The sequence below is a fragment of the Lysinibacillus boronitolerans JCM 21713 = 10a = NBRC 103108 genome (genome assembly GCF_000772935.1).
Lineage (GTDB): Bacteria > Bacillota > Bacilli > Bacillales_A > Planococcaceae > Lysinibacillus > Lysinibacillus boronitolerans.
The window spans coordinates 58,411-84,679 of record NZ_JPVR01000063.1; the positions used below are offsets into that span (position 1 = coordinate 58,411).

The following is a 26,269-nucleotide window of genomic DNA, read 5'->3' on the forward strand; positions in this document are numbered from 1 at the left end:
TATTAAAATCATTTTTTTACAATATAATCGCCATGTACCCAGCCGGTTTTTCCGTTGTAAAGCACCTGATACCAGGCACCATTTTTTATAAACTCACCTTTATCGTCTACAACACCGATAATAAAGCCATTCGGTTTAACAGTACCTAAAATAGCACTTATAGTAGATGGTTCGCTTCGAACATTGAGTGTAATGTTCATATTGACAATTTGTAAGCCATTTTCAAGACTCACATAATCATCAAGCACCCAGCCCTCTTGTCCATTGACACTTACTTTCAACCAACCACCATTTTCACCAAGAACTTTAAAGGAGGTATCCTTTGGCAAATTCGTAATAATCGAAGCATTATCTGCTGTATTCGGATACGTTCTCATATTGAGATTAATCGTCGTTTTACCTGCTGCTCCAGCTAACCCTAAATCCAATGCGTATTGCTTCGATGGACTCGGTAATGAAGGAGCGGAAGATTGACTTTGATATGCAGGCACATCAAACACTAGGTTAGTTGTCGTATGAGCACCAATTAATTCATAAATATCATAGATCTTTTTCGCTTGAATGACAGCCCACATCACATGTGTTGCATACTGGTGGACTGTCGGATTATCAGGATTCCAACGCATTTTATAAAGCGTATCCTGACCCTTGCTAATATACTGATCCTTTACAAATTGGGCACCTCCGATAATAGCATCCTGAACAGTAAACCATCCATTTGTATAAGCACGCTCCGCACCATACTTATTAGCATCAGCATCAATAGCGCCAATACCGTAAGCATTGTAGGTTGTCTTAATAGCAGTTAATTTATCGCGATTTTCTGGTGTCGCCATCATCGGTTTGCCATTTGTATCTAAGCCAACCTCGATCCCTTTAATAAGTGCAGAAGCCCCATTGGCTGTTTCATGCAAGGCATGGGAGACTAAATAAATAGCATTGATCTTATTGTCTACACCAGCCTGGATAAAGGCATCCGCTGTACCTGCTAAGCTACCTTTATTCGCAAGTACTTTATCGTTCAGCTCTTTTGCACTCAGGTTATTAACGACAGTAGATAATTTTAGGAATTGATAATAAGATGGGCTATCCTGCATAAAGCTTTTTGGGTGTACATAGTATGACACTAGTGCCTCACTAGCCGTGAAAATGCCAGCACCATCGACCTTTGGATTATTCATTGTTTGTTTACTCACTACAGAAGAGTAATCATGTGAGTAATTCGTCGTCATGTATTGCTTACCACCTGCCCCAGGCGCCTCTAGATGGATTAAACGATAGAGCACGGTAGCTGCCTCAGCACGAGTTGTTTGAGCAAGAGGTGCAAATTGATTATTTGGCTTCCCAACAAGTAGTCCTGTTGTGACGACAGCTTGTACATCTGCATAGGCCCATTTGGCAATGCGCGCATTATCACTAAAAGCAATAGGGGAGGAAGAAGTATTGATGTTTTGATAAGTAAGAGCTCTTTTTAACATAGCCGCCATTTCCTGACGATTAATATGATTATTCGGATGGAATTTGCCTTGCTCATCACCTTTAATTAGCCCGTGATAGCTTGCTTGCTCGACTACTCCGTAATACCAGTCACCTTTTTTAACATCTGTAAAGGTTGCCTGACTAGAAGCCGCTGGCAAGTTCAGTGTTCTAACAAGAAAGGCTGCAAATTCAGCACGAGTGACAGCATCATTTGGACGATAATTGCCGAATTCATCACCCTTCATTAAATCGTTGGTAATAAGATAGTTCATTTCATGGTAGGCCCAGTGCTTTGAAATATCTTCTGCTGAAGCGGAAGTTGGCGCAAGATATAACATGCCTGCCAGCACGGCCCCATAAAGAGGAAATTTACGTTTCATTTTTTAAGCTCCCTTCAATAGCTAATATGTTCTATCAAACTATCAAAAGTGTAGCATAAAAAGTGGCAATCTATTATTACAACATGGGGACATTATTTACTTAATAAAGAAGAAACTCATAAAGTTGGTGGGGAAGAGGCAGAATTCGCTAAGAAACGCCTTCTATATTTCTGTTTCTTTACAATTATAACTAAAATATTACGGGAGTCTTTAATTTTTGACAATTTAGTAACCATTCCAGAAAATGCTTGGTTATTATTGAGAGTAAGGTATAATAGGTAACGGAACTATATGTTACCAATACATTTTAGGCAATAAATAGATGGTAGCTTATTGGAATCTATTAAATACCTTAATAGGTATGGTAAAATAAGCTTTCATAACTAAATTTATGTCCCAGTGCTTGAATTTAGGAAAAGTTAGTGTTATATTATTGTAGAAAGTGAATAAACTTACTAGAATGGTATTCTACTACTCTTTTTCTAGTAAATTTACTAACAAATTTGCTTTAGTTTTGTATTATTCAAGAAAGCTATAATACATACATTTAGGTAACTAATAAGGCGGTACTATAGTTTTCGTTGGATTAATATCAATTTAAGGAATTTTAGGGAGGAATACATTAATGGCAAAGCAAAACAAAGGCCGTAAGTTTTTCGCGGCATCAGCAACAGCTGCATTAGTTGCATCAGCAATCGTTCCTGTAGCATCTGCTGCTCAATTAAATGACTACAACAAAATCTCAGGTTACGCGAAAGAAGCGGTTCAATCACTAGTTGACAGCGGCGTAATCCAAGGTGATGCTAACGGAAACTTCAACCCACTAAAAACTATTTCTCGTGCAGAAGCTGCAACAATCTTCACAAAAGCATTAGAATTAGAAGCTGATGGATCTGTAAATTTCAAAGACGTTAAAGCTGGCGCTTGGTACTACGATGCAATCGCAGCAGCTGTATCAAACGGTATTTTTGAAGGTGTTAGTGCAACTGAATTTGCACCTAACAAATCATTAACTCGTTCAGAAGCAGCTAAAATCCTAGTTGACGCTTTCGGTTTAGAAGGTAGCGAAAGCCTAAGCCAATTCGCTGATGCTTCTTCAGTAAAACCATGGGCTAAATCTTACCTAGAAACAGCTGTAGCTAACGGAATCTTCACTGGTTCTGAAACAAACGGTAAATTAAATCTTAACCCTAACGCTTCAATCACTCGTCAAGACTTTGCTGTAGTATTTGCACGTACTCTTGACCTAGTTGACGCTGAAACTCCAGTTGATGCTTCTATCAAAGCAATCAACAACACAACTGTTGAAGTAACATTTGATGAAGAAGTAAACGTTGACGATGTAAAAGCAGCTAACTTCAAAATCGCTGGTTTAGAAGTGAAAAACGCTTCTGTTAAACAAACAAACAAAAAAGTGGTTGTTTTAACTACTGAAGCTCAAACTGCTGATAAAGAATACGTTTTATCTTACAAAGATGAAGAAATCGGTAACTTCAAAGGTATTGCAGCTGTAATCCCTACGAAAATCGATGTAACAACTTCATCAGTACAAGGAGTTATTGGTAAAGAAGTAACTCTTAAAGCTCAAGTTACTGTAGCTGACGGTCAATCTAAAGCTGGTATCCCAGTAACATTCAACATCGTAAGCGATAACGCTAACGTTAACGCTAAAATCGAAGTTGAAGCTTTAACTGATGAAAACGGTGTAGCTACTTACTCTTACACTCGTTACTACGAGCACAACGATAACGTAGCAGCTTACGCTACTAGCAAATCTTCAGTTTCTTCTACTGGTAAAGTATACTGGGCTAACAAAATTCAATTAGCAGTTTCTGAAATCACAACTGGTAATGAATTAGCTAACAATACTAAAAAATCATACAAAGTAGTTGGCGCTAAAAACACAACTTACTATGTAGCAGTTAAAGAAAACATTGATGTAAACCCAGATAAAATCACAAACCTTTATGTACAAGATCATGCAAACTCAAACAACTTTGTAATTCCTTACGAATTAACAACTGGTTCTGAGAAATTTGCAAAAGTTCAAACAAACGCTAACGGTGAAGCAACATTTACTGTTTACGGTTCTGACTTAACTGCAACACCAATCGTTTACTTACCATCATCAGTAAACAAAACTGCAACTGATTTCTCTTACTCTAAGCTTGCATTACAAGCTGAAGCACCAGCAGTTAAATTCTCAAAAATCGATAAATTAGCGATTACTGTTGCTGCTGAAGGTAAAGCAGATTCTGCAGAATTCTTAAACACACCAGTAGCTTACGACCAAAACTCTGTTGGTGGACGTAACTATACTGTTACTGTAACTGACAAAGATGGTAAATTAGCTCCAGAAGGTACAGCTGCTTATGTAACATTTGATAAAGAAAACCTTTCTTCTATCACTACTGATGCAGTTTACTTCTCAACAGCTAAAGAAAACTTTGTTAAAGTAACAGCTGGTACAGTTTACAAAGTAACTGTAGGTAAAGAAGGTAAAGCTCAATTCCGCTTAGCTGGTAAAGGTTCTACTGCTTTCGCAAAACCAACAGTATTCTTAAACACAGCTGGTAAAACTGCTCCTGTAGAGCTTGACAAAGCTGACGTTCAAGCTGTAGCTGAAGTAACTTACTTCAAAGCTCCAGAAGTAACAAATGCAGTATTAAAAGTTACTGATGAGTATGGCCGTACAATTACTTCTACAACTGCTGGTAAAGATGCAATCTTCACTTACCAATCTGTAGATCAAAACGGATTCGACTACCGTCCAAATGGTTACAACTCAACTGGTCAAACAACTCAAATCGTTTGGAAACCAGTTACTCAACCAGATGGTACAATCGTATGGGTACAAGAAGTTATCACTAACCCAGGTAACACTGTTTACGAATATGCATTAGCATTCGATGTAACTTCTACATTCGGTAATGCAACTGTAAAAGATGCTGCTGGTAAAGTATTAAACGCTTCTCAAAACTTAGGTAACACAAAAACTTACCAAGTGAAATCTGATGCAACTGGTAAAGCAATTGTACGTGTTACAACTGATGCTGCTGATACAGTAAGCGTAAATGTAACAGGCGCAAGCAACATTCTACCAACTCAAACTGCATCTGTATCATTCACAAACTCAACAACAGTTCCTGCACTTTACACTGGTGTAGTTGATTCTTATGATTCTATCAAACAAACTCTTAAATTTGCTGGTAAAGATTCAGTATCTTATGTTGGTGAGAAAGTATACTACCGCGGTCTTAACAACACACCAATCGCAACTGCTGATGACTTCATTAAAGCTTTAGCAAATGCAACTGGTACTGTTCAAGTTACTTATGAAGTAAAAGATGGCGTAACTACATTCTACATCTATAGCATTGCTGCAACAGGTAACAAACCAGTTGACACAGCTGCAGCACTACCAGGTGCAGAAGCTTTAGCAACAGCTATTAAAAATGCTGAAAATGCTAACTTAAAAGAGACTGATTACACTCCAGAATCTTGGAAAGTATATGCTGACGCATTAGCAGCAGCTAAAGCTGTAGCTCCTACAGCAATTGATATTGAAAAAGCAGCAGCAGCAAAAACTTTAAATGATGCTCGTGCGGCTCTTAAAGCAGTTCAACCAGTTGGCGTAACAGCTATTACTTCTGCAACAGCAGTAGCTGATACTTCTTTAGTGGGTCAATTATTAGGAGACTTCATCTACACAGTAGCAGGTACAGTAGCTGATGTAAAAGCTACTTCTATCGAACTAGAGCTTACTTTAGAAGATAATTCTGTAGCTAATCGTACAGTAACTATCACTCCAGCAGCTGATGGTAAGTTCACAGTAGATTTCAAAGATACTGATTATGACCATAAAGTAAAAGCTGTTAAAGTAAAAGGTTCAACAGACGCAGCAACTAACGTAGTATTTAAATAGTTTTAATTAAAAACTATTAATTCTCTGTATAGACCTAGATTTTTAATCTAGGTCTATACTATAAATTTAGGAGGAAATAACAGATGAAAAAGGGAAAAATCGTTAAATTTTCTGCGGCTACAATGGTTGCACTTTCGGCAATCACTCCAGTAGCAGCATTTGCAAGTGAAGCTGGAACTCAAGATGGTTTTTATACAGGTAATAAATTTGTACCAGCAGCTGAATTCCAAAAAATGTCTAAATCAGAAAAGAAAGCATTGATTTTAGAAAATATTAAAGCAAATGCATTAGTACTTGTTCAAAACGGTAAAGTTTTTGACTTAACTGATGAAAAAATTGCAAATGCACCAGCTAACGAAGTTGAAGGTATTACTGTAGAGCAATATACTGCAGAAACTGGTAAAACACTTACTCAAAATGGAATTGTTGATGGTTCAACAGAATTAACTGTTACTTCTGTAAGTGCGATTAACCCTACATCTGTAAAAGTAACATTCAACAAAGAAGTTGAAGCATTAGCTAAAGCAGATGTAACGGTAACTAACAAAGAAAACAACAAAGTATTAGTAAAATCAGTAACACTAGCAGAAGACAAAAAGTCTGCAACTATTGAATTTTATGATGCTTTAACAAAAGGCGAATACAAAGTAGCTGTTAAAGATGCTGGTGAAGCGACTTTAACTTATACAGTAGGCGTTCCAACTACAATCGTAGCTGAAACTGTTCAAAAGTTCTCTACAGGAAAAACTGATAAAGTAGCGTATAAAGTATTAGATGAAAATGGTTTAGATATCACAGCTACTGTAAAAGATGTGAAATTTGAAACAACTAATGACGCTATCGTAGATGCTACTGGTGAAGTTAAAAATGTTGACTCAGCTGGTTCAGCATTTGTATATGTAGTGGTAACTAAAGAAGATGGTAAAGAATTAAAATCACAACGTATCACAGTAAATGTAGAATCTGTTAAAGTTGTCGAAATTGTTGACTATACTGTAGATTCAGAAGCTACTAAAACTAATGTTAACTTTAAAGCAGCTACTTATAAACAAAATACTAAAGTACCTGCGAAAGGTGCAACAGTTTATTTACATGCACAAACTAAAGATCAATTTGGTAAGGTAGGAGAAACGGCTTCTACTACAGCTAAGTTTGAATCATTAGATTTAGATGTAGCGGTTGTAGATGCCACTACTGGTAAAATTACACCAATTAAAGAAGGTAAATTTGCTGTAAAAATCACTGATGGTTCAATTTCTAAAACTGTAGAATTAGAAGTTGTGGCAGAAGCTAAAGCTACAACAATTGAATTAGATAAAGCTGAAGTGACTCTTTCTAATAAATCAACAAATGCTGAAAAAGTTAAAGTTGAAGTAAAAGACCAATTTGGGAATAAAATGTCAGGTCAAGTGGTTAATGCAGCAGCAACAACTAACGCTGGTAAAGACCTAGTTAACGTTTCTTACTTAAATGGTGAGGTTTCAATTTCACCTAAGGCAAATGTAAAAGCTGGTACAGCAACGATTGAAGTAAAAGTATCTGACACAGTTAAAACTACATTTGTTGTAACAGTAACAGAAGCTGGTACAGTAGAAGACTATAAATTAGTAGGATTCGAATCTAAATTAGATAAAAATGAAGATAATAAAGCTAAAACTCCAGTTAAAGCTACTTTATCTGTAATTCCAGTTGATTCACAGGGTGCCCAAGCAGGAGATGCTGTAGTTGCTCCAACTTTCACAGTAACAGATAAAGATAACGAAGTAGTTGCTAATGCTGTTACAGATAATGAAATTGTAGCATCAAATTTAGATGCAGGAACTTACACTTTAACAGTAAAAGTAGGTACTGTTAAAGTAGCAACTGAAACATTTGAAGTTGTTGACACAACTCCACAACCAGAATTAGAATTCACAGCAACAACTGTTTCTAATAGTGATGATGATGATGCATTTACTGAAGTAGCTGCTAAGTTAAAAGCAACTTTAGCTGATAAAGAATATACTGTTGGTGGTTCAAACGCTTTAACAGTTAATAATATTAGCTATACAACAACAAACTCTGCGATTGTTGATAGTGCTGAAGCTTCTGAAACAATTTCATTTGCAAAAGATGGTTCTGTTGACTTATTAATTGGTAAAGTTGCAATTACAATTGGTGGAAAAGATTATACTGTAGATATGAAAAACTTTAAATTAACGGTATCTTCTAACACTGAAGCAAACACTTTACAATCAACAATTTTAAATAAAATTACTGATTTAGAAAATGTTACAGGTACTGGTACTGATGCTGCTATTACTGCTGATGATGTAAAAGAATTAATCGAAAATACAGTGCTTGAGCCTGCTAATGGTGCAACTCCAGCAGTTAATATCAAAGATAAAGCAACTATTACAGTAGAAGCTGGAACTGGTGATGATGAGGGTAAATGGATTGTTTCTGTAAAAGTAACAAATGCTACAGAAGTTAAAACTAAAACAATTAGTGCAACTCCTGGTGCTTAATAAAATAAACGAAACGTTACTTCATAAACTAGTAATCTAGTGAAAGAAGTGGAAATTATGCCTCATGATGATAACTTAGACGAGTTTTATTTATCATGGGGTGTATTTCTAACTATTATTTCCAATTGTTAGGTGTGATTCCTAATCATGATAACAGCCTTTTATCATGTGCCTAATCCTCCTGCGTCCAGTGAGGGGCTAACAGACCAAAGGGACGAAGTCAGGTGAAGTCGTACTCAAGAATGAGGCGGGGCTCTTTAAAAGGTGGCTACGGTCAGGCAGACGAATCCATGTAGGCAGGGTGAGGTAGTGAATGCTTCGAAATTAAGCTAGCACCTGAGCATTCATCCTTATATTTGAGATAATATAATTGGCGATTGGAACAATTCAGGCTGTTAAACCAATCGTTCTCATTCCTGGATAGTGGAGACCTAAGGTCATCAAAATAAGGGATAGAAGTAATGGAACGTTTGAAGTCTTACTAGAAGAGGTGGGTTAGCACCGGAGAAGCTAGAAAGATGGCAGCGGGTTCATAGTAGTGTGGATTGCTAGCCGTTTGGACTTATATGGTAACATATGAGAAGGATAAAACTAGCAGGAGCGAAGGAACCCAGTCAGTAGTAGAAATTCTATAAAGCTTATTTCCCCAAATTTAAGCTTAGAAATTTGTAGAGTCAATCATGTAAGTGTGATTGACTCTATTTTCTAATACATTAATGGTAAATTTTATTATTAATAGAAATCAATTAATGTATTTCTACATATTGATGGAACGCCGTGTGCGATGAAAGTCGCTTGCACGGTGTAGGCTCAATACGAAAGCCATTTAATATGGTATAAGTTGAGAATAGCGAAGGGCTCGTTTTCAATGATGAAGAATTGACGCAAGCACTGGCGAATACGAATATAAATTTTATTAAACTTGGTTATGACGCAGGTAATATTAACATTAATCGCCTAATTAATCTGGATTTAAACAGTCATACAGCTGGGGATATTACATATATTTTTGATGAGACAGGAGAAGTTAGTCTACTCAATAGCGGAACATCTACAACAATTAACAGCCTTACTGTAACAGCACCCCATGGAACATATAATTTAGCGAGTGGATTAACTGTTAATGGTGTGACTAATATAAATAATGTTGCGGTTGGAACATTTAATACAAAGGCACAGCATAATGGCAAAGTAGTGGTAAAAGATTCAGATGGTGGTTCTGTTAATTTCACTGGTGCAACTGTAAACGACGGGATTGATATCAATCCAGAAAGTAGAGCCCTACAACCAGTCATTATTAAAGGTGATGCACCATTAGTATCCGATACTGGTAATGCAACTGTTAGATTACTTGGAAATACCCCTAAAGTACTTTTAGAGGGAAAAGCACATGATGTTTGGGTTGGAGCGCCTAACAGTGAGTTTGTAGTAAGTGTTGAGGGAGAAGCTTCGAAGATTACAATTGATGAGACAGCAAAGGGATCAAAAATTACTACATCTAAACTTTACGAATTTGAACTTCTTTTCAATGAAGGGCAAACAGTGTCTGATTTGGCAGGTAGTGGACTTTTTGGTGACAAAGAAATTCGTGTAGTGGGCTATCCATCTGAGGAAGAAAATGTTAATGTGGCTTACTTGCTTAAATTAGACGGTGATGTTTTTTCTAACGTCTACACATTTGAAACCCATACATTCAGTGAAGATGAAGAATGTATTGTTACAGAAGGTGGGAACGGTAAATTCCGAGTTAGTATAGAAGAAATGAAAGTTTATCTTGAAGGTGACGTAACAGGTAAAGAATTACGAAAATACCTTGAAGACCAAAGTCAAAATTTATTTGGAATTGCAGAAGATTGGCTAGGGGATGGAAAGGTTGTTATAAGTTTTTATGATGTAAAATCGAATGATGTTGAACTGATTGAATCAGACACTGTTATAGATAATAAATCCGTGGGAATGCGTGTATTAGTAGGAACAAATGAACAACATGGTTTATATATTTTAACAAAAAAACTAGCGAAATAATCATTAGGTTAATGGTTTATGAAGCAGAGGTAGGATCTTTAGATTACATTTAGTAGATAAAGTTCTTAAAAAAGCAATAAATCTTTTTCTTGAATAACATTCAAGAACAAAAAAGACGGGAATGTCATTAAAATGATCATTCTCGTCTTTTTCTAGTAGGAAAAAAGTACATTAAAGTAGTTTGGACTTATTTTTGAATATGCATGAAAGATAAAAATAGCAGTAGTAAAAGAAACAAGTCTGTGTATATTCTATTAAGTAAATGCCGCAATGATTTGAAACAATAAAATTAAAATACATTTAATACTTGAAATATAATCTGTTAAAACATAAGTAGAAACTTTAGCGATGGTACATTCTCAATAATGAAAGAATTTACTGAAGGTAATTTAATGTATTTTTTAAATAATAAAGACTGGTTTGCCTTTCATAGTATGTATTTGTTGCAAGCACTCTAAAACTGTAAAGATATATTATTAAGTCAAATAAAAAATATATACTTTCATTGCCAATGATTTGGATTATAATGAAAATATATACTGTATAGGAGGAATTTAAATTGAAAAATATGTTTCGAATTATAACAGTTGCTGTACTGCTATTTAGTATTTCTTTAACACCATCAGCAAATGAAAATGCTTTAGCAAGTGAAAAAAATGTTGTACCTGGGTTCTATATTAAGAATGAATTAGTCTATAATTTAAAGGATTTTCAGGCATCTCCTAAAAAAGATAAAAAGAAAATTATCAAAGACGTATTGGGCTATCAAACCTATTTAGTGTTGGGAAATCAAGTATATGATTTTCAAGCAGCAGCTAAACTGCCAGCGGGCCAAAATCCTAAAGGTGTTTCAATAAGTGAGTATGAAAAGATAAATGGAGAATTAAAGCAACCAAATGCTACTACAACGTTTAAAATCATTTCTATTGAGTAGTTAACACTTAAATTATATTGTGCATAATGGCTCTAATAAAATTTATAGAGAAGATAACTGTAGTAAAAAGCGAAAACTCCTCATATGTTTTGTTTGAGCAACAGAACGGTTGAAGTGGTTTTCGTCTTTTCTGTCTTAAGACATGATTTTCAAAACCTTAGTTGGAATAATTTATAGTTCCTGAATTTACTAAATTTTTCATAGTAATTCCTTTACTTCTGCTTTAGAGGGAAATACACTGAATAATATCGATGAATGGAGATGTCTGAGTGAAAAAAACTATTCAATTAATGGGTTGCCTGCTATTTTTGTTCTGTTTTACTAAAACCGTTTATGCTAGCGATACAGAATGGATAGCTAAAACAAATATAAATGTTGAAAAAGAATGGACCGTTACTTTTAATGAGCCAATTGATGTTTCTACTGTAAGCAATGACACTTTTTATATTATTGATACGAATGGTAATCGTTACGAAAGCTTAGTAGTAGCTTTAGATGAATACCGTGTATTAGTCACGCCAATTAATCAAGGCTATAATCCTAATACTACATATTCGCTAATTGTTAATAATGTTAAAAATTTTAAAGGTAAATCATTAGAAGGCAAGGTTAAGATGAACTTTACAACGGAATCATTTTTTACAAATGAATTGTCCAATGCAGAGTATCTTCTTCTTGCAAAAGAAGTGCAATTAAAAATAGATAAAATAAAAATTTATTATCCTATTGGAAGATTAAGCGATTATGAATTCAAACGTTCTTATGACAAGATGTTGAAAAAAATGAAACTATTAAAGGAAAGTATCGCTTTATATGAATTGGATAATTCATATGAAGGTAAGTTGAATTTAAAAAATGCTAAAGAACAGCTTGGAAAAGTGAAGAGTGAGTTAGATGATTTTCTTATAGCGAGAAGGGCGCAGTTACAACTAAGATCATTGGAAAATATTCTAATCGAATACACTGCAAAATATGATAATGATAATAATCATGCCATTATTGATAAAAAAATAACGGAGATACAGAGACAATTTCCAGTAGGTAATTATTCAGATTATGAATATGAAAAAGTTATAAAAGAAAAGTCAGCTGAAATTTCAACAACAAATTATAATATTACTATCTTGGCTCTTGATACATCTGCACAAGCAGATAAGAAAAGAAAAGAACTGCAAGCTCAATTAGCAGAACTAGAGTTAGATTTGGATGAGATTAGAACTAAGAGAAGTTCTCAATTACGAATTCGCTCTCTTGAAAGTCTTAGGGACTAACGGAGAATTTCAAGAATAAAACGAGATTTAACTTTACAATAACTGTCTATTTTTGGACAGTTATTGTTTTATATGATTTTAAGATTTAAAATCTTACTTATTATATACATATATGAGCGGTAATTATATTCGGTTTAATATTACTTTCTAGCTTTATGAAATACATTATTTTACCGATAAAAATATATAACTAGGATCAGAAAATTAAGGTATTAGTTTTGTAACTTAAAAGGAGGATCTTCCATTGAACAAACGAAAATTAGCATTGTCTGCCTTTATGACTGTACCAATTGTAGCAGTATCAGTTGTTCATCCTATAGAGAGTCTTGCGGAAAATCAGGATTGGGTTAATGAAGAAAGTGAAGTAATCGCAAATCCTGACATGAATGGTGTTAACGTTAATGTTTATAGCGATGTACAAGTATTAGCTGAAAGTGTACCGACTTTAACAGCAACGACAGTTCAGGAACTAAGCGCACTTATTGAGAGTGGAATGAATCAATTTCAGACAAATATGTCTATCCAATACACAGGCGATAGCTCAATCATTATGGAACAAATCAATAGCATTATAAAAAACAACCTACGTAACAATGATTATTTAAATGGAACAGTTGCAAGTTGGAAATATGGCTATAAGGGAACTGCTAATAATGTAGTCATTAGTATAAATTTCAACTATCATACGACAGCAGAGCAGGAGGCCTTTATTCAGTCAGAGGTGAGACGGATTGTACAAGAAGAAATTAATCCGTCAATGTCTGATTTTGAAAAAGTAAAGGCTATCAATGATTATATTGTGTTAAACTCCACATACTCCTATAATTCATCGACAACACCGCATGCAGCCTATGCCATTCTTAATGAAGGAAAAGGGGTTTGTCAGGCATATGCTCTACTAGCCTATCGTTTATTGCAAGAGGCTGGAATGGAAGTACGCTATGTTACTGGCTGGGCTGGCGAGGCACATGCATGGAATATCGTAAAGGTAGATGGCCAATGGTATCATCTAGATACAACTTGGAATGATCCAGTATTCTCTGCAAGTGCGGGAGACATGTCTGATTATGTTAGCTATAAATACTTTTTAATTTCAGATAATGCTATTTTTCAAGACCATCGAATTGATGATTTAGGCTATCCGAATGCAACAAGTGAGCGTTTTGTGGCAATGAGAAACGTGGAAAGCCCAATACAAATTAATAAAGTTTTATATTATCCAAATGGCTCTGACAACCAGAAATTATATAAGCTCGATTTAAGGAATATGAATTTACAAGAAGAGAAGGTATCCGATACGCGTGTACAACATTTGTTTTATGCAAATGACTGGTTATATTTTAGTAACTATTCGAATGGTGGATATCTCTATAAAATGAAGGCTAATGGCTCAAATAGTACGATGCTTGCAAACAAACGAGTGACAAAGATCACACGAGAGGGTAGCGATTTAGTAGCTTATAATAACAATGTTGAAATCTATCGTGAAACTCTTCAAGAGAATCCTATTGATGATACGAAAATTAACCAAGTTACAGAATTGTCGAATCAAGTTGTATTTCTAAGTAAAGATTTTAAATCGAAGGCAGAGCAACTATTTTCATTATTTGATAGTCTCTCACTAGCTGAGCAATTACGACTATCAAATGGAGTACAGCAGCACATTAAGCTCATACGAGAGAAATATCAAAAAATGGAGTCACTTACCTTTAATGACTCAACAGCTTGGACATCTGTGCCGAAGGTGAATGATGTCAAGAAGCCTTGGACAATTCAGTTAAGTCAAGAAGTGTTAAACACACCTGAAAACCTAAAGCACATTGTATTACTTGATATGTTTGGCGACTCAATAGATATTTCTGTTCGGGTAGATGGCAAAAAGATTACGGTGACGCCAACAAACAATTATATAGAAGGTATCCCCTACACGCTTGTCATCAATTCAAAATTGAAAAACGTAAATAATCAAACGTTGGATAAAGGCATCCATTTACAATTTAACTATCAAAAATGATTGAATTAAGAGAGAACAAAAATAAGAGTTTCGTGGCCGAATGAGTCACGAAGTTCTTATTTTTTTATGTAATGAGTTTGTAGTTTACAGTCGTTTGAAGTATTCAGAAGATGGTATTTTAAACACTGAAATAAGACGCAATCTTTAATTTCTTAAAAGGAAATTAATAATTATGTAACTTATTGAGGGGATGACAAGTCTACTTAAAAGGGATGTTCTAATAGTGTGAAACCAACCACAATAAGTTTTATAGAAAATATTCATGGTATTTTAGAATATCATTTGTTCTACATGAAGCTTTTGAAGGAGAAAGGCTAGCACTCTAGTACCGAATTCTACTTTATTCGATAAAAATCCCACATTTTGGGCTTTGTTCATGTTAAGATGGTAGAGACGATTTTAAGAGGAAAAAGGAGATTGAGATGTTTAGAAAACTAAAGACTACATGTATTGTATCAGCAGTTGCGTTGGCTACGATTTTGCCAGGACAAGCGTCTGCATCAGCTACTAGTAACAAGGGAATTCAGATAAAAAACAATGTTTCGATTACGATTAATGGAGAAGCAATCAATGTTAATGATCCTATTTTAAACAAGTCGGACTTCTTATTATTACCAATGCGTGCATTATATGAAGCGGTTGGTGCAAGTGTGGATTGGAATAAGGAAACGTTGACTGCATCGGCGATTCGCAATGGTAAGATGGTTGATTTAACGATCGATTCGAAGACGGCTTTAGTAGATGGTCAAGAGGTAGCAATGGATGTTGCGCCATTTATGTATAAGGATCGTACTTATATGCCATTACGTTTCGTCAGTGAAAACTTTGATGGTGTTGTTAATTGGGATGAGGCTACCCAATCGGTAGATATTACATTATCAGATGAAACAACAGCACCACCGCAGGAAGACCCATATATCTTACATATCAATAATAAACGTATTGTCATGAAAGATCCGATTGTTTCAAAGGATGGAAGAACCTATTTACCTGCTAGCTATATTTATGATTATTTAGATGATTCATCTGGCACTTGGCAACCTGATGGTTCCTTTGAATTGTTAATTGGTGGGATGAGCTTTATTTTCAATGATAACAGTAATCAGGCTCTGATTAACAATGAGGCAGTGACAATGATCGAAAAGCCATTTATACAAAAGGGCAAAATGTATGTTCCTGCTAAGTTTCTTGTGGATGCATTAGGCGGGAATTTGCGTTATATCACAGAAAAGAAAGAAATGTATATTTATGTATATCGTTATATGTATACAAGCTCTTTCCTTGAAAAATCATACGGCACTACGTCATCGCCAGAGGTTGTTCCTTCTGCTCGTTTAGAAGGGGATCGTGATCTATTTATTAGTGATAATCCAGAAACATTAACACGTAAGCTTGTACCAATAAATAATGTAACACTTGCACAATACGACGTAAAACCAACGACAGCAATGAATAAGCACCGTGTCTTTGGCTGGCACTATAACACACTGGGAACAGATGTCAATATTGGTATTACTGTCCAAAACAAGTCTATGACAGAGAGCATTAAAGTGACTGATTCAAAAGGCATTAACCAAAAAACAGGTAATAGCTGGGTAGGTCATGATATTGGTTTAACAATTGCGGATGCTGTATTAAATAATAAACTAAAAAAATCAGAGAGTAGTGGCATTGTTATCGCACCAGGTGAAACGAAGCTAATTGAAACATATGACCTACACTATGATTATATTATCGGCTTTTTACATGATTTAGATATTCAAGCAGTCAATGGTGGAAAACCTGAGTATACAATACGTACAGTGCTTTCAAAGGATAATACGGATTTAACAACAATCAAATCGGACCAGGTTGCGGTGGATGAGTATGCGAAACATCCAAGAGGTGCGTGGCCAAGTGCTACAATTCTAGCAGAGCTACCAGCATATACAGTAGATACTCCTGAGGTAGGCTATAACATTTCTAATGGCCGTACAGACCATCTACAAACGGCTGAAAATTCACTTTCTCAAATTAATGGTGCTGTAGGAAACCCAGGTCACTTCGGTATGAACTACAAAGTTTCCATTCCTGTTGTCAATCCAACAGGCTCTACAAAAACGATTAAGCTGAAACTAGCTGGTCGAGGAGGATTATACAGCGGAGCAATTAAGGTGAATGGCAAAGTGTATTTAGTGCCTTCTTTAAGAGTAGGGGCAGAGTATGTTGAATTACCAGATTTCAAGATGAAGGGTTCGAAAGATACGATTGAATTAGAACTAATGCATGCTGGTGGTGTCAATCTTCCAGTAGCGATCTATGTAGAAACAAAATAAAAAAGTCACTGGCACGGGCCTTGTGACATGGTACGTGCCATACTTTGAATTAATTCGGAGTGAAAAATGGCAAGAAAACTAATAACGATTATTGTTGTCCTATTCATGCTTACACTAACAGTTAGCCCCATTAATGGCCAAGCTGCTGGTTTAGGCAATAAAGTCAGTGAAGTTAAAACAGAGGTTTCACCACAGGTAATCCATTCACAGCAAAACTATACGTCAGGTTCTATACGTCAGTTTGTAAATGTTTTAGATGTCAATTTAAATAATACATATACAAAACTAGAAATTGGTATGCCTAACCCTATTAATTCATTAAAGACAACATCAGCGATGGCTAAGCAAAACACCTTTGATGGGCACCGCGTTGTTGGAGCTGTCAATGCCTCTTACTTTTTAGGAAATGGTATGCCTGCGAACTTGTTAGCAGAAAATAATGAAATTGTGAACTATGGTATTTTGGGAGATACATATGATAGCCCAACACAAAAGCCAGTTGCATTTGGTTTATCGAAATCAGGGAAAGCGATTGCAGACTATTATTCTACGAATCTAACTTTTCAAGTGAATGGCAAAAGCTATCCTATTGATCTTATTAATAGTGAACGAGGAACAAATAAAAACGTTTTATATACACCTGATAAAAGATCAACAGGTACAAATACATGGGGTGTAGAACTTGTTGTGTCGGGCGCAAGCCAAGATACAAGCACCTTGCATTTTGGTGACCAGTTCTCAGGCACAGTATCTCATGTAACAGCCTATGGAGCAGAAGGTAACTCGACTGTACCAGCAGATGGCTTTGTTATCTCTGTACAAAATAAAGAATTAGCTGCTGAATTAAGTAGTATTACAGCAGGTACAAGCGTGGATGTCAGCTTATCAATCGATCAAAAATGGATGGATGCACAGTTCATTTTAGCTGCTGGACCGATGCTTGTGCGTAACGGTAAAGTGGATATTTCTATGCCAACGAATTCAGGGTTTGCTTCCACACGTAGCCCACGTACAGCAGTAGCTATCGATGCTACAGGTACAAATGTATCTCTTGTGACAATTGATGGTCGCATAAGTGGTCATAGTAATGGTGTTAATTTATCAGATTTAGCTGCTCATTTAATTTCGGTGGGTGCTACGTCGGCTATTAACCTAGATGGAGGCGGCTCTACAGCAATGGTCGTGCGTAATCCAGGGGGTTATTTCGCCAATCTCGTAAATAGACCATCAGAGGGCAGTGAGCGTCGTGTATCAGCGATTTTACAGGTTGTGAATACAGCGCCACCAGGGAAAGTAAAATCCATTACGTTAAGTAGCGTTGGTCAAGTAATGAAAGGTTCTTCTGTAGATATGCAGGTTGTAAGTGCCTATGATCAATACTTGAATCCAATGACCATCAACCCAGCAAATATGAACTGGTCAGTTGAAGGTAATATTGGCAAGATGGACGGTGCAACCTTCACAGCAACACAAAAGGGTGAAGGGAAAATTATTGGAGAGTATGAAGGTATTCGTACGTCTACAGCTGTGAAAGTAGTAGATCTAGCAGAAAAACCTATTGTACTAGATAGCTTTGATAATACGTCATCTTGGACAACAGAAGTGGCGAAAGCTAATGCTTCATTAGCAAGCTCTAAAGAGTATGCAAGACAGGGAGCTGCTAGCTTACAATTAAACTATGATTTCACAACAGCAGGCACAGGCACAAAAGCAGCCTATATGGTTGCGAAAACACCAATTGCTATTTCAGGGCAGCCTAAAAATATCGGTCTTTGGGTATTTGGCGATGCTGGTAAGCATTGGCTAAGAGGCGTTGTGATTGATGGTACTGGAGCTAAGCATACAATTGATTTTACAAGCCAGGGTGGTTTAGACTGGAGTGGTTGGAAGTACGTAACGGCGAATATTCCGAGTGACTTACCTCAGCCATTGAAATTCGAGCGTATGTATGTTGCTCAGCCAACAGCTTCTCTTCAGAAGAAAGGTCAGCTGTATTTCGATCAGTTACAAGCAGTTTATAAAGACAATCATGAGGAATTAGTTTATACAGATGTGACAAAAGGGCATTGGGCATTTTCAGAAATCCAAAGTCTATACGATCAATCCCTTATTAAAGGATACTCAAATGGAACGTTCAAACCAGAGGCATCCATTACACGTGCAGAGGCAGCTACGATTATTGCCAGAGCGCTGAATCTAACGACTACGAAGGATTCTAGCTTTAAAGATGTAAGTAAGAGTCATTATGCATACAGTGCCATTGCTGCAGTTGAGCAGGCTGGCATTATTAAAGGGCAAGAGGCAGGAAAGTTTAATCCAAACGGACAGCTTTCACGTGCTGAAATGTCTGCCATTTTAACAAGAGCCTATAAATTAACAGGTACAAGCAAAGTAAGCTTCTCAGATGTGAAATCAACACATTGGGCATACAGCCACATCCAAGCACTTGTCGCAAATGATTTAACTGGAGGCTTCCCAGATAACACATTTAGACCAGATGCACAAATTACACGTGCTCAATTTGCAAGCTTCTTAAATAGATGCTTATCTTTAAAATAAAGAAGACAAATCCTCTGTACAGCTACAGAGGATTCTTTATGTTATGTTGAAAAACAAAACAATCAACAGCAATTTTATGAAAGGTGAAGTGGATATCCGTTGCTTGCTTTCTTGTGGGTTAGCGCCGAGCCTCTTCCTCGACAACTGCTCTGTGCAGGATCTCGCCTGTCTCGCTATTCCACGAGAGTCAAGTAGCAATCCACGCTAACCCACAAAATGTTAACTTTTTGAAAGGTTTTCACTAATCATTTTATTGAGGAGTGCTGTCACTCATCACTTCTCCACATTTTTCACTACTGTTAGTATGAAAGAAAAGGAAAAGCCACTTATTCTGCATGGTTGCTTAGAGTGGAGGCAGCGTCACTCCTAGGGAATTTAGCGGCTCATCGGACGGGACGCTGGCGGAACGAAAATCAACCCATCGCTCGTTTTGCTAAATGTTTTTTAGTGTCATCATCCTCTTGTATAACAAAAAATCCGCCTTGTCCTTTTACGGACAAGGCGGATTTAGATTAGAAAACGATATATTTCACATATTGCTTCCAAGTTAGCTCTTTAAAATGGCTCCATTGGATTTTCTCAACAGGTAATGTTCTGAAGGTATAGGCTTCGGTATTACGTTTCTCATTCGAGAGCATTGGCGTACCTTCATCCAGATAATCCATAAAAATAGCTGACTTAGCCGTTTTAAATTGCACATTGACATCAATTAGCTGAATTTTACCGTCCTGATTGATAATATAAAGCTTTTTGTTCCCTTTTTTAGCTGTGGCTAGCCACGATTTATCGACTTTATAAGAATCGAATGCTTCGTTGACAATAATAGAGGCTTTGCCAGTTGTCGAAAATGGGATGTCCTCTAATGGGGCATCCTGTTGCAATGTTACTTCATAATTAGTTGGTTGTGGTAAGGAAGCCGTTTTAGCTAGTTCATTTGCCCAAACTGTCTGATCGTCAGTAGCAATCGTTTGTTTTTCTAATACTACGCCAGATAGATCACCTTTGACATGTTTCACCTTAAAATCAACAGTTTGCCCTTCTTGTACCTTTTGCCATTCCTTTTCTGATAAATAGGCATACATTGCTTTTTCATTGGAGTAGATTTCAAAAGTTAACGCACCCGCTTCTTCCTTAATTGCTGACACAACACCATCAATAGGGCTGACAATTCCCTGACGAGATTGTATTTGTGTTATTTGGGCTTCAAGTAGCCCAATTTGACGATTCGTTTCGGCAATATGTCGGTTTAACAGCGCAACTGCTGTCGAAGCTGAATTTTGTTGAGCAAGCTCTAATTTTAGTGTTACAGATAGCTTATCATTGATTTGATCCGTATTAATGGAGCTTTTTGGGTTAGAGTCGTCACCATATTCATCCTCAATTTGATCGAGTGCATCCTCTAAATCTTGTAATTCTGTTTCATAGGCCGTACGTTCAGATTCAAGCCTTGTTAACTCCTCGTCCACCTCATCTGTTTTATAGGTAGCGAGTACATCATTCATCATTACTTCTTGGCCACGCTTTACATTCACAGCCGATAAGTTAGTTGCATCCGCAGTAATTGTGTATGTCTCAGCAGGTGCTACAATAGTTTCTTTAGTAAGACGCTCTGTATTCGTGCCGACATAAGCCTTTTGAAATTCATCGATAAAGTAGGATCGTGTCACACTGCTATTATCTTTAAAGACAAAATAAGCATTTATACTGATTACTAGCATTGCTAACACGATGGTCATAGTTGTCCATGGTCTTGTTTTGATAAATGCCATCATCCTAACCCCCTAGCAATCCATTCTTTAATTGGTAGCACACTGATCAAGCCTACAAAAAGGGCCATAAATAGCTGCACAGCAATCAATTTGATTACTAACATTTTTCTACTAGCTTCTTCCTCCCATTTCGATAGGAAGAGATACTGTACAATAATGATTAAAACCGTTGTTACCGTCAACTGATTAATCGTAAATAACACGAAATCTGTTTCAATCACCTGTAAGGCAGCAGGAGCCAAGGAGAAGAAAGAAAACATGGTCGTATAGCCTACTGCATAGAAAACAGCGAAGAGGACTGCTTTTTCAATTAATAGAAAGGCCACAACATAAAGCTGGACTCTTTTTATCCAAGTATAAGGAATGTCCGTTAATAGATGTAATAGATAGGTAACACCATAATAGTGGAAGCAAAAATAGACGATTGCCCATAAAATGGCACCAAGCATCGAAAGGATACGTGCTACATAGTATTCATTTTGTAAATCCTTAGCGAATAAGGACGTTAAATTTTCTGTCCCCATTCCCCAATATTCGCGAGCAGCAAACAACAGGATGAAAAGAATGAACACCGTTAGTACTCGTTTTTTATATCCGATGACCTCGCCTTCCTCTACGATGCTAGTAAAGTAGGTAGGATTTTTTAAACTATGCCAGAACTTATAATGGTAAAACATTAAACAGCGTCCTTTCTTCCAAAATAGGATATTAAAGTTGTAGTATACACCTTGTAAAGATATTATGACATATGAAAATAGCTGTTTTTTTCCAATAAATTCATTGAAAAAACACAATCTCTTATCATATGTCGATTGGTGAAAATCTCATAACACCATTGTATAGTATAATTGAAATAACTTCCTGTTTTTCTAGCTAGTAATTTTGAAAAGTTACTTTTGATATGTCTGATTTTGTAAATATATTAGAATGGCTTGAAATCAAGCAATTTACACCGATACTAAAGTCATAAATTCTAAATGAAAATGAACACAATCATTTTCCTATACATAAACGATGAAAGGGTGGTTCGATTGAATCGAAAATTGACAGCAGGGGTCATAACGGGTCTATTATTGGCACCTACGACTATAGCGAATGCACAGGAAAATGATGCACAATCCCGCGTCACAACACATACGGAGCAAGTTGCCTACACGAATGAGGTAGCGGCTGCCACGACAAAAGAGCAGCTTATTGCACAATTTGGTAAGCTGTCGGAAAACTCATCGGCTGATGATATGGTCATTGCAAAAGGAGATCTTCAAGTTTTAAGTGCTGCAGGCTTTAATGAACACGAAGTTGCATTTATTGAAGCGAAGTATCGCTATGTGGAGGAGCAGCGTAACTTATTAAGTGAGCTACAAAAATTAGGAAAAGAAATGACGGGAATCTCGTTTACAAGTAAAACATTTATTGCAGAGGTAGCCGCTTTCGATACGAAATATAATAACTTTTTAAATATTGGCAAGGATGATCTAAAAGCGTATGTAACTGTTCAAAAGGAATTTGAAGCAGCTGTCAATGAGGCGCTAGTGAATAATGCAAAAGACATTGCCAGTACAATTCGCGGCACATCTTTACAATACGGCTATACCGATGCAGAACGCAATGCCTACTTTAAAGGCAAGGGGATGGATGTTGACAAATTAAATAAGTTAAAAGTGGATGCGACTAAAGCAGAAGGAGTAGCTACAGAATTAGTTCTGTTAGTTGAGTTATTGGAAAAATCCTCAGATTACTCAGCTGTTTTGCCTAAAATAAATAGTTTTAAGGCGAATTATAATGGGTTAACAACAGAGCAAAAGAAAGTAATTGAAGCGTACAATCCAAATGATGATAAGGTTACACCTTTTAAAAAGTATAAGGATGCATTAGCAGGTTTGTCTGCTCTAGAAAAAGTGACTTCTAGTATTGCAGAATTAAAAGGCAAACAGCCAGCAGATTTCACTTCAGCCTCAAGCTTTATTAATGCGGTAGCAGCAATTGATAAAGCCTACAATAATCTGGATGCAGCGTCTAAAAATTTAGTAGAAACAGAATATAAGAGCATTGAACAATATCGTCAGGCGACCAATATTTCGAAAAGCATTTCTACATTACGTGTATCCAAAGAAGACGCATATCGTAGCGCAGTTAATGAGCTAAAAACAAAATACGATAACCTAACAATCAATAAAGACTTTGTTAAAAACGCGAACGAATTACAATCAGCAATAGCCAATATTACTGTAGCCGAAAGTATCGAAGCCCTTATAAAATTGATTGAGCCTAAAGCAGACAGTGAAAAAGTAGCTGCCATTAAAGCGGCACGTGCAGCTTATGATAATCCACCTGCTCCAACTGGAATAACAATCAATCCAAGCAATGTAAAAAAAATAGTCAGTAATTTAGCCGAGCTGACATCTTGGGAGAAAAATTTAAGTGCTGCGTTAAAGGTAGATAAGTTAATTGATAGCCTAGATCCAACTGCAAAAACTTTTGAAAGTAAGACGCTCTCTGCCTGGACTACCTATAACAAATTAAATGAAAATGATAAAACGTTAGTGCAAGGAGCTGCAAAACTAACACTGTTTCAAAAATACGCTGATCTATCAAAAACAATCAATACATTAAAACCCTCAGCAGATTACAGCGGACAGCTTGCCGCATTAAAAAACGAAGTAGTTAAATTAGATGCACAAGGTAGTGGCTATGAAGAAGCTCTTAACAATTTAAAAACACAGCTGATTGAAAAAATAGAGGCTTTAATTAATGAAGAAAAAGCGGTAAAAGACATTATAGAGGAAATTGATCTGCTAGATAAAAATATAGCTATTGAAAAAATATTAACCGCACGAGCAAACTATAATGAGTTATCACCAACAGCTAAAAAGCGCGTAACGAATATTAAAGAGCTAACAGATTTAGAGAAATCCTATAAATCAGTTGTTAATGTTATCTCGCTCTTTGAAAAACTAGATTCCAATTCTAAAAGCTATATTTCTAAAGCAAATTCAGCTTATACAGCTTACGCGAAGCTAGATGATAAGAATAAGACGTTTGTTCAAAATTATAAAGATTTAAAAGATGTAATTCCTGTGATTGATGTAATGGTTCAAATTAGTAAATTAAATCCATCTAAAAAAACGTATAAAGATGATGTGGTAAAAGCAGATGAAGCGTTTAATAAATTGGGCGAACTTCAAAAAGAGGTAGTTAATAGCGAGGACCTCCAAAAAGCACAAGGCTATATCAATACGGCCAAAGCATTTGATGATCGTATTATAGCCTTAGCAAATGAAGGACCTGACACATTTGTCAAAAAGGTAGCAGAACTTACATTAGAATATAAAGCAATGGATAAGAACGCACAGAAGCTAGTGGAGCAAGCCAAAATGTTAAGCTCCTACGAAAAGGATAACAAGGCGGTAATCAAGGTGATTCAAATGATTGATGCCTTAAATCCAACAAATAAGGATTATACAAAAAAGGTTCTTGATGCTCGTAAAGCCTATAATGCACTTGATCAAGTTTCACAAAAGCGTGTGACCAACTATGCTAATCTCACTGCTGTAGAGGATGTTGCTTCCTTGATTGGTCTTATTGCCTCGTTAAAGCCAACAAGTAAAACTTTCTATCAAGATATGAAAACAGCGCGTGAGCTTTATGATGCCTTGCCAGCAGAGAAGCAGCAAGCGATTGTAAACTATGATGCCCTAGTAGCAGCAGAGAATGAACAGGGCTTAGCACAGAGTGTAGTTGAGCTTATTAACTTAACAGAAGTGCAAGATACAGACTACTTAACGAAGCTGATGAATGCTCGTGTAGCATATGATAAGCTGTCATCTGATCAAAAGAAATTAGTGACGAATATTAAAGATTTAACAACACGTGAGAAAGCGGTTAAGCCAATTTTAAGTGTGATGGTTCAAATTAATGAGTTAGATCCTGAATCACCAAGCTTTGTTAGTAAGGTAAACTCAGCACGTAAAGCGTATGATAAACTATCGAAGGATCAAAAAAAATACATCGATAATATTAATATTCTCTTAAAGTTTGAGCCTGTCTCGAATGTAATGGAATTGATTAGCAAACTAAAATCTTCAAGCAACACATTCCTTCAAGATACATCACGAGCACGCTCACTTTACGATGCACTACCTGACGAGATGAAGCAATACGTGACAAACTACTACTTATTGCAAGCAGCGGAGTCTAGTATTTTAGGTGCTGGAAATGTCATGCAAATGATTAATGACTTACCATCAGTTGATCCAAAGCAGTATGTGAAACGTATTCAAGAAATCCGTGCTGCTTACAATGCTTTACCAAAGGATCAGCAACGGGCTGTTCAAAATTATAAAGTGCTACAAGATCAGGAGAAGCTAATAAAGCCTGTAATGAGTATTGTAGAAGATATCGATCGACTGCTAACGGCAAAAGATATGAATAGTCAATATCAAAAGATTTTAAAAGCCTATGATAAGCTCAATGCTGATCAACGACGCTATGTTTATAACGACCAGCTATTGCTTTCACTAGATAATGTTATAAAGGTTTATAATAATATTGCTAAATTGAATCCAAAGGATAAATATTACTTTGGCATGGTGGAAGCGGCACGTAAAGAGTATGATAGTTTGAATACGACAGATAAACAGCGTATCTCCAACTATTCTATTTTACTCGAAGCAGAGAAGAGTTTAGCTGATGTGAAGAAGGTTGTAGAGATTATAGCGGGACTGTCTCCAAGCTCGTCGACATATATTGAAGATGTGGCGAATGCAGTTGCTGCCTATAAGGCATTGGACTCTAAAATTAAAGGACAAGTCATTAATGAGGATGTCTTAAAGCAGGCTGAAAAAGATGTGGCTGCCGTTCTCAAAGTGGTTCAAGCGATCGGAAATATTGATCCAGACAGCTCATCATTTGAGAAAAAGGTGCTAGCTGCTCAAAAAGATTATAGTAATTTGTCGATTGAGCAACAGGGCTTAGTGTATAATTATCGCATTCTAGAAGACTATCTTAAAATGATTCAATAGTATGATAAAAAAGGAGTTTTCCCAATGAATAATACGGGAAAACTCCTTTTATAAGTAAGAAAGAATGGAT

General features: G+C 36.3%; 12 protein-coding genes. 9 read left to right on the forward strand and 3 right to left on the reverse strand.

What is annotated here, in order from left to right:
* Positions 1 to 8: 8 nt before the first annotated feature.
* Positions 9 to 1,859: an S-layer homology domain-containing protein gene (locus CD31_RS04890; protein ID WP_036076119.1), complete on the reverse strand. Its 1,851-nt coding sequence runs from the start codon at positions 1,857 to 1,859 to the stop codon at positions 9 to 11.
* A gap of 625 nt (positions 1,860 to 2,484) precedes the next feature.
* On the opposite strand from CD31_RS04890, the gene CD31_RS23780 reads away from it, so the two are divergent.
* From CD31_RS23780 to CD31_RS04930, 8 genes are all read left to right on the forward strand, one after another.
* Positions 2,485 to 5,784 (forward strand): S-layer homology domain-containing protein, encoded by a 3,300-nt coding sequence (locus CD31_RS23780; RefSeq protein WP_052125324.1) that lies wholly within the window; start codon positions 2,485 to 2,487, stop codon positions 5,782 to 5,784.
* Positions 5,785 to 5,867: 83 nt separating this feature from the next.
* A complete protein-coding gene (locus CD31_RS04900; protein WP_036076121.1) occupies positions 5,868 to 8,291 on the forward strand; it encodes a hypothetical protein in 2,424 nt (807 codons plus the stop codon).
* Positions 8,292 to 9,170: 879 nt separating this feature from the next.
* The gene (locus CD31_RS04905) at positions 9,171 to 10,316 is read left to right on the forward strand and encodes a hypothetical protein (protein ID WP_036076122.1); all 1,146 of its coding nucleotides are present in this window, start codon (positions 9,171 to 9,173) and stop codon (positions 10,314 to 10,316) included.
* 559 nt (positions 10,317 to 10,875) lie between these two features.
* Positions 10,876 to 11,250 carry a hypothetical protein gene (locus CD31_RS04910; protein WP_036076123.1) on the forward strand — a complete coding sequence of 125 codons (375 nt, stop codon included), beginning with the start codon at positions 10,876 to 10,878 and terminating at the stop codon, positions 11,248 to 11,250.
* A 269-nt stretch (positions 11,251 to 11,519) separates the two neighbouring features.
* Positions 11,520 to 12,521 carry an Ig-like domain-containing domain gene (locus tag CD31_RS04915; protein WP_036076125.1) on the forward strand — a complete coding sequence of 334 codons (1,002 nt, stop codon included), beginning with the start codon at positions 11,520 to 11,522 and terminating at the stop codon, positions 12,519 to 12,521.
* Between the two features lie 244 nt (positions 12,522 to 12,765).
* On the forward strand, positions 12,766 to 14,535 hold the full coding sequence (locus tag CD31_RS22700; protein WP_052125325.1) for a transglutaminase domain-containing protein: 1,770 nt from the start codon (positions 12,766 to 12,768) through the stop codon (positions 14,533 to 14,535).
* Positions 14,536 to 14,957: 422 nt separating this feature from the next.
* The gene (locus CD31_RS04925; RefSeq protein WP_036076127.1) at positions 14,958 to 16,850 is read left to right on the forward strand and encodes a stalk domain-containing protein; all 1,893 of its coding nucleotides are present in this window, start codon (positions 14,958 to 14,960) and stop codon (positions 16,848 to 16,850) included.
* Positions 16,851 to 16,916: 66 nt separating this feature from the next.
* Positions 16,917 to 19,409, forward strand: coding sequence for an S-layer homology domain-containing protein (locus tag CD31_RS04930; protein ID WP_036076130.1), 2,493 nt, complete (start codon positions 16,917 to 16,919; stop codon positions 19,407 to 19,409).
* 512 nt (positions 19,410 to 19,921) lie between these two features.
* Here the strand turns inward: CD31_RS04930 and CD31_RS04935 are convergent.
* Both CD31_RS04935 and CD31_RS04940 read right to left on the reverse strand, forming a co-directional pair.
* Positions 19,922 to 21,178 carry an efflux RND transporter periplasmic adaptor subunit gene (locus CD31_RS04935; RefSeq protein WP_036076131.1) on the reverse strand — a complete coding sequence of 419 codons (1,257 nt, stop codon included), beginning with the start codon at positions 21,176 to 21,178 and terminating at the stop codon, positions 19,922 to 19,924.
* Positions 21,178 to 21,855 (reverse strand): hypothetical protein, encoded by a 678-nt coding sequence (locus CD31_RS04940; protein ID WP_016993688.1) that lies wholly within the window; start codon positions 21,853 to 21,855, stop codon positions 21,178 to 21,180. The genes CD31_RS04935 and CD31_RS04940 overlap by 1 nt, the downstream gene beginning before the upstream one ends.
* A 345-nt stretch (positions 21,856 to 22,200) precedes the next feature.
* Here CD31_RS04940 and CD31_RS04945 point away from each other — a divergent pair, with 345 nt between their 5' ends.
* Positions 22,201 to 26,199 (forward strand): cell wall-binding protein, encoded by a 3,999-nt coding sequence (locus CD31_RS04945; protein WP_244905089.1) that lies wholly within the window; start codon positions 22,201 to 22,203, stop codon positions 26,197 to 26,199.
* The last annotated feature ends 70 nt before the right edge of the window (positions 26,200 to 26,269 follow it).